The following is a 7,783-nucleotide window of genomic DNA, read 5'->3' on the forward strand; positions in this document are numbered from 1 at the left end:
CCGCGAACGGCGACCGGCCGTGACCATCGGCGACGATGGCCACGGCCGGATGCGGGCGAGAGACGACACTCTGGTCAACGCGCTGCCGCCGCCGCGCTGACCACTGCCGGGCGGCACGGGCTCTCCCGTCGCGCCCGCGTCGGGCGGGCCGCGGTCACGGCCCGCCCGACGCGGCTGCGCTACCTGCGGCTCACCTCGCGGCGGTGACGGTGAACGGTCGGGACACCGTCGTCGCCGACGTCGCGCCGGTGAGCGTGACACCTGTCGCGCCCGCCTTCGCCGCACCCGGGACACTGACCGTCGCGCCGGCGAGCACACCGTCACCGTTCGCGCGGACGGTGCTGACCGCGAGGCCGTCGCCGAACGTGACGGTGACCGCCTCGTTCGGGGCGAACCCGGAACCGTCGACAGTGATCGACGCGCCGCGCGGGCCGGACGTGCTCAGCAGCGCCACCCGCGGCCGGTAGGGCGGCGCCTGCGCCTCCCCGGTGACCTGGACGGTCGCCGTCGCCGGTGTGCGCGAGGACGCGCCGGTGGCCGTCACCGCGTAGCGACCCGGCAGCGCGTCACCGGACGTCGGCACCGACACTCGTACCCTGCCCGACGCCGAGGCCGCGACCTTCGTGCTCCGCGACGGGTCGGTCCCGACGCTGACGGTCACCTGCTCGCCGGCGGCGAAGCCGCTGCCGTCGACGGTGATCGCGTCCCCGGTGCTGACCGTCGCGGACGCGGCCAGCGCGATCGCCGGCTGCGCCCCGCCACGGGCCACTGTCACGGTGAAGCTCGCGGTGCCGCTCGACCGCGTGTCCCACGCCGTGACGCGCACCGTGTAGGTGCCCTCCCGCGCGAAGGTGTGCTGACCGGTCATCGCACCGGACGCGTCGACGCTCACGTCGTCCGGAACCGTGCCGTCACCCCACTGCACCCGGGCCCGGTAGCCGGCGGTGCCGGGAACGCCGCCGGTCACCGCGCCGAGTTTCGCCGCCAGGGCCTGCCCTGCAGTGGCCGTCTGGTCGTTCGGCGCGACGGTCGCCAGGGCGGCGGCCGGCGTGCCGTCGTCGGCGACGGCGAACACGTGGATCCGGCCCGCCGAGCGCGGGTCGCCGGTCTGCGTCGGCAGGGTCACCGAGACCAGCGTCCTGCCCTGTGGGAGCTGGTACGGCGCGGTGGCGAACAGGAACGGCTGGGCGCCGTCCCGGCTCGTGCCACTGAGTCGGTACGCCGACCTGGCGACGACGATGTTGTCGTACGACGGGGTGCCGTTGGGGTTGCCGCCCAACGTCCAGTCACTCATCTGGATCGGGATGCTGGCGGTGCTGCCATCGCTGAACGTCGCCGTGCCGGTGGTGCTCTGGTTGCCCTGCGTGCCGGCGCCGATGAACGAGATGGTCCGGGTGTCGGCCGGCAGGTCGAGGGCGATCGTCGCGCCGTTGCCCGTGGCGTTGTCCGGCTGCCCCGGCGGGATCACCGGCAGCGTGAACCGCAGCTCGGTGCCCGGCACCTGCTGCCGCTCACCCTGGGTCACGCCGGCCGCCGCCAGGGCGGCCCGCGAGTACGCCCACGACTTGGCGTCGCAGTCCGCCGCGAGGACCCCCTCGTCGCCCACGCAGACGCTGTCGAACGCGGCGGTCAGGCCGGAACTCGGGACGTACGCCACCTCGACGCCGACAGTCGCGGAACTCTGGCTGGCGCCGTCGGTCACCGTGACGCTCGCCTGGTGGTAGCCCGGCGTGGTGTAGGTGTGTGATCCGCCGATCCGGTAGACGGCCCGGGAGCTGGGCGTCACGGTGCCCTCGGTGACCGGCGTGCCGTCACCCCAGTCGATGGTGGCCTGGTAGCCGCTGGCGGTGCCACCGGTGACGGTGGCCAGCGGCACCGAGACCGGCACGCCGGACGTCGCCCGCACGTCGTCCGCCGCGGTCACCGCGACGTCGCCGCCGGACAGGTCGAGGTCGCCCCCGGCGAGCAGCTCGATCTCGGCGAGGTTCGTCTGCGCGCCGCCGACGGTCCTCGTCACGGCGAGCCGGAACTGCGCGAACCGTCCCGGCCTGTCGATCGTGTACGGGCGGGTCTGGTTACGCCACCGGAACACCTGGCCGCTGCGGGAGTCGACGGTGCTCCAGGTGATGCCGTCGTTGGAGCCCTGAAGGCGCCAGTCCGCCGGATCACCGGCGCTCGCCCCGGACGTGATGGTGTAGGACGTCGGCTTCTGCCGTCCGCCACGGAACGCCCAGCTGATCTGCGGGGTCGCGGAGGCGAAGGTCAGCTGCGTGGTCGACGAGTCGTCGAACAGCTTCGCCGCGTCCTGCCCACCGGTCGCGGTCGCGGTGCCGAGGCCGGGGCCGGTGGTGTCCTGCAACGGCTTCGGCGCCGCGTCGCCCTTGGTCAGCGACGGAGGGGCGTCGTTCTTCCCGCTGCCCCAGGACGACGGGTTGGGGCCCATCTGGAAGTCGACGGTGCCGCCCCGGGCGAGCGTGGACACGTCCAGGGAGACGGCGCGCTGCTTCTTGCCGTTGACCGTCACGCCCTGCACGTACACGTTCCTGGTGCTGTTGTTCGGCGCGTTGACCACGATGTCACCTGTCGGGCGACGCACGGTCATCCTGGTGAACTGCGGCGAGCCGATGGCCCACTGCGACGAGCCCGCCTGCAACGGGTAGATGCCCAGCGAGCTGAGGACGTACCACGCCGACATCTCGCCGTTGTCCTCGTCACCCAGGTAGCCCTGGCCGATCTCGCTGCCCACGTAGAGCCGGCGCAGGAGCTCCCGCACGACGGACTGCGTCTGCGCCGGGGCACCGGCGACGTCGTACATGTACGGGATGTGGTGCGACGGCTGGTTGCTCATGCCGAGCTGACCCATCCGCACGGCCCGCGCCTCGAGCATCTCGTGGATGATCCCGCCGTACCCGCCGGGGCGGTCGGCGTTCTCCGGGGTGGCGAAGAACGTGTCGAGCTTGTCCCGCAGCGCCTTCTGACCGCCGTACAGGTTGGCCAGGCCCCGACCGTCCTGCTGGGCGGTGAAGGCGAAGTTCCACCCGTTGGTCTCGGTGTAGACGCCACCCCAGTCCAGCGGGTCACCGGCGAGGAACGTGCCGGCGGCGTCGCGGCCCTGGAAGAGCTTCGTCTTCGGGTCGAACAGGTGCACGTAGTTGCGGGCCCGCTCAAGGAAGTACCGCGACTCCTCGGTGAGCCGCTGGCGTTCCGACTTGGGCGTGGCCGGGTCCTTGGCCAGCGCGGCGGCCATGTTGCCGATGCCGTAGTCGTTGATGTAGCCCTCCAGCGCCCACGACACCGACTCTCCGGTGGAGGTCGGCGTGTAGCCGAGGAACAGTGAGGTCTCGATGCCCTTGCGGCCGACCGCGCCGCGTCCGGACGCGACTGTCGCGTCCTTCACCGCAGCGTCGTACGCCGCGAGCGGGTCGGGCAGCTTGACCCCGGTGAGGTACGCCTGGGCGAGGGCCACGTTCGCGCTGGTGCCGGTCATCAGGTCGGCGTAGCCGGGCGACGACCACCGGGCGATCCAGCCGCCGTCGCGGTAGTGCTGGACGAAGCCGTCGGCGATCCGGGCCGCCACGTCCGGGTAGAGCAGCGCGTAGGCGGGCCACACGGTCCGGTAGGTGTCCCAGAAACCGTTGTTGACGTAGATCTGCCCGTCGACGATCTTCGCGCCGGTGCGGGTGGCGGTGGACGTGCCGGTCGGCGCCGACACCGGGCTCGCGTACTGCCAGCGCGGGGCGGTGGCGGTGCCGGTGTTCTCCGACTGCGAGTTCGGGTACAGGTTCAGCCGGTACAGGTTGGAGTACATCGTCACCAGTTGCGTCTCGGTGGCGCCGCGTACCTCGACCCGGCCGAGCCGGTCCTTCCACGCCGCCGTGGCGGCGGCCTGAATCTGCTCGAAGCTGCCGCCGGTGACCTCCAGGTCACGGTTGCGCTGCGCCTGGTCGGCGGAGAGGAACGACGTGGCGATCCGCATCGTCACCTGACGGTCGGTGGTGACGTCGAAGGTCGCGGACGTGGCGGACGTCGTCGCCGGCGCCCTGTCGAACGCGCCGGACACGAACATGCGGCTGCGGCCGGCCGACAGGCCACTGCCATTGTCGACCCAGCCGGTGAACGTGCCGTCCGCGCCGATGGTGAACGTCCCGTTGTAGAACACGAGGCTGCCGGTCGGCTGCCCGGACGGGAACGTGAACCGCATGATCCCGGCGTGGTCGGTGGGGGCCATCTCGGCGGTCAGGCCGTTGCGCAGCGCGACCCGGTACAGGTCCGGCCGCGCCGTCTCGTCGTCGTGGCTGAAGGCGAGCGCCCGGCTGGACGGCGCGCCGGTGAGCGGGCGGTCGCCGGCGACCGGCATCACCGACATCTGGTTCCGGTCACCCATCCACGGGCTGGGCTCGTGGGAGATCGCGAGTCCCTGCAACATGGGCAGGTTCTCCGCGTTGTTGACCCGGTGATACTCGTACTCCCACGAGTCGGACGTCGCGTCGGTGACCGGCGTGAAGAAGTTGAAGCCGTTGGGCACCGCGGTGATCGGCAGGTTGTTGCCCCGCGAGAAGCCGCCCGTGGAGTTGGTGCCACGCCGGGTGTCGACGTAGTTGGTCAGCCGCGAGCCGTCGATCGGCGCCGGTGCGGCGGTCACCGCGAGGTCGTCGAGCCACCCCTGGAAACGGGTGACCCCGGCGGCCTGCGGGTTGTCGTACGCGAGCAGGATGCGGTCGATGGTCCTGCCCCGCGCGACAGTGCCCAGATCGGCCTGCACCGCGTTCCACTGGTCGGCGTAGAGCACCTTCGAGGCGCCCTGCCCGGCGGCGGTGAGCGGGTAGCCGTGCTGGTCGACGGGCGCGAGCCGGCTCAGGTAGCTGCCGTCGGTGAAGCGCAGGTCGACGGCGGCGTAGGTGGACGGGTACCGTGCGTCGCCGTTGGTGAACTCGGGGAAGACCTTGTAGGACAGCCGGGTCGTCGGGCCGACCGGGATGTCCACGTCGAACAGCAGGTTGGTGCCGTACGAGCGGCCGTCGCCCTCCGCGCCACCGGAGTAGCGCAGCGCGCCCAGCCCGGTGAACCCGACTCCCGGCTTCGTGGTGTAGCCGCCCTCCGGACCGGCGCCGACCTCGGTGACCATCGGGGTGGCCGGCGGCCGGACGTCGGAGCCGTCGCTGATGTTCCAGTCGGCGAGCTGCACGAGGGTGTCACCGGAGTTCGCTGTGACACTCAGGCGGTAGTAGCCGTACGCGGTGGTGTTGGTGAAGCTGTAGACCTTGGTGGCGAAGCGTCCGCCGAATGTCTGACCGGTCCGCCGGTCCAGGTCGGTCCAGGTGCTGCCGTCGTTCGACCCCTGCACGACGAAGTCCCGGGGGTCCCGGCCGGGGGCGTCGTTCGCGGAGGTCAGCGAGTACCGCAGCACCGTCGCCGGCTTCGCCAGCCGGTAGGTCACCCAGCCGGTCTCGTCGAACACCAGCCACTTGGTCGACGAGTCGTCGTCGCTGAGGTTGGCGGCGACCTCGTTCGGCGCGTTCTCACCGCTCGCGGTCACCGCGCTGACCTGATCGAGCAGGCTGCCGGGCAGGGTGGTGGGGGTGCCGCTCAGGTTGCCCTGGACCGGCTGTCCGTTCGCGCCGACCTCCACGGTGCTCGCGGCGGGGCGGGGATCGGTCGACTCGAACGAGGAGTTGAAGGCACCCGGTGGCGGGGGCGCGGCACTGGCCAGGGGGGCGGCGACGAGTACTCCCACGGGCAGCAGGAGCGCGGTTGTCGCGGCGACCAGTCGGGGAGACAGGGAACGCGCAGGGGGCATGCGCTCTCCTTTGGAGTTGGCCTGACATCGTTGTCATGGAACTCGTGACGATGAGGGCGGGAGCGGTGGACTGCCGCTGATGGTTCCGGGCCGGGCACAGCGGTGTCAACGGGTTGATCGCAGCGAAACAGGCCGACGGCGGGACAGGGGGGCCGAAGGTCCCGCCAACTGCGGTACGGCGGCACTGCTCGACGACGCCTGCGAACTGTGGAATGAGGACGACATCGACGAACGAGAAAGGACGTGGACGCCATGACCGCCACTCAGCTCCCCCGGACCGCGCAGCCCCACACCACGACAGGGCGCAACGGCACCCCGCTGACCGCCCCCGCGAGCGTCCTCGCCACCACCGAGACCCCGGCCCGCAAGGCCACCCGGTACACCCTCGCCGGCCTGCGCATCGCCCTCGGCTGGATCTTCCTCTGGGCGTTCGTCGACAAGGTCTTCGGGCTCGGCTTCGCCACCAAGGCCGGGAACGGCTGGATCGACGGCGGCAGCCCCACCAAGGGCTTCCTCGGCAACGCCGTCGCCGGCCCCTTCGCCGACGTCTACCAGAGCTTCGCCGGCGCCGCCTGGGCGGACTGGCTCTTCATGACCGGTCTCGCCGCGATCGGCACGGCCCTGATCCTCGGCATCGGCATGCGGGTCGCCGCGGTCGCCGGCGGGCTGCTGCTGGTCCTCATGTTCACTGCGGTGCTGCCTCCGGAGAACAACCCCGTCATGGACGACCACCTGATCTACGCCGCCGTCCTCGCCGTCCTCGCCCTGACCGGCGCTGGCGACACCCTCGGCCTCGGCACGGTGTGGGCCCGGCTGCCCATCGTGCGGCGCCTGCCCTGGCTCAGGTGACGACCCGGACCGTCCACTATCGACAACTCCGGACAGCACTGTGGCGCGGTGGCCGACGGCCAGCGCGCCACCCGCGTGTCGGGGCCCGTCGAAAGTTTCGACGGCGTTCCGGATCATCTGACGAATAGCTGCGTCAGCGCTTGATCATCCAGTCCGGATACACGGTCCGACCGCTGCGGAACACCCGGTCGATCGATCCGAGGCCGACGCCGATGCTTCCGGAGCGCTTCCGGAAATTGTTGACGCCCCGGAAATCACGCTGCAATACTCCGATTTATTCAGGTCGATGCGATGAGCCTCGTCGGGTGTCTATCGACCGTCCCACCCATACCCACCTGTCGCCGCGCGCCGCCGCATGTCCAGGCGCGTGCGGCCTGGCCGAAGGGGCACCAGATGAGCACAGTCTCCGCTGGCACGGTCGGAGGGCTGAAGCGACTTCGCGCGGCGCTCGCCGTCCTCGCCACCGCCGTCGCGACCTGCGGCGTCGTCATCGCCGCCACCGCCACCCCGTCGAGCGCCGCCACCTGCAACGGTTACGTCGGGCTGACCTTCGACGACGGACCGACCGGCAGCACCAGCGCGCTGCTGAACGTGCTGCGCGCCAACGGCGTCCGGGCAACGATGTTCAACGTCGGGCAGAACGTGCAGAACAACAGGTCGGCGGCGCAGGCCCAGGTGGCCGCCGGCATGTGGGTCGGCAACCACAGCTGGAACCACTCGCACATGACCTCGATGAGCCAGTCGCAGATGCAGTCCGACCTGTCCCAGACGAGCTCGGCGATCCAGTCGGCCACCGGCAGCCGGCCGCAGTTGTTCCGCCCGCCGTACGGGGAGACCAACGGCACCCTCCAGTCCGTCGCCTCGTCGCTCGGGATGCGGCAGGTGATCTGGGACGTCGACTCCCAGGACTGGAACGGCGCCAGCGTCAGCCAGATCGTGTCCAACGCCAGCCGGCTGCAGAGCGGGCAGGCCATCCTCATGCACGACGGGATCCAGAACACCCGCGACGCCATTCCGCAGATCATGGCCAACCTCACCAGCCGCAACCTGTGCCCCGGAATGATCTCGCCGTCCACCGGACGCGCGGTCGCGCCCGACGGCACCACCCCGCCCACCGGCGGCACCACCCCACCGCCC

At 71.3% G+C, this 7,783-nt stretch carries 3 protein-coding genes; 2 read left to right on the forward strand and 1 reads right to left on the reverse strand.

Annotated elements, in window-relative coordinates:
• Nucleotides 1-190: 190 nt before the first annotated feature.
• Complete coding sequence (locus FHG89_RS12725) at nucleotides 191-5,797, reverse strand: GH92 family glycosyl hydrolase (RefSeq protein ID WP_139584591.1); 5,607 nt, start codon at nucleotides 5,795-5,797, stop codon at nucleotides 191-193.
• Nucleotides 5,798-6,049: 252 nt separating this feature from the next.
• Here FHG89_RS12725 and FHG89_RS12730 point away from each other — a divergent pair, with 252 nt between their 5' ends.
• Nucleotides 6,050-6,646, forward strand: a complete 597-nt coding sequence (locus FHG89_RS12730) for a hypothetical protein (RefSeq protein WP_244295399.1) — start codon at nucleotides 6,050-6,052, stop codon at nucleotides 6,644-6,646.
• Between the two features lie 393 nt (nucleotides 6,647-7,039).
• Nucleotides 7,040-7,783, forward strand: a 744-nt coding sequence (locus FHG89_RS12735; protein ID WP_139584592.1) for a polysaccharide deacetylase family protein, incomplete at its 3' end; no start/stop codon positions are given.

Source organism: Micromonospora orduensis (assembly GCF_006228125.1).
Classification (GTDB): domain Bacteria; phylum Actinomycetota; class Actinomycetes; order Mycobacteriales; family Micromonosporaceae; genus Micromonospora; species Micromonospora orduensis.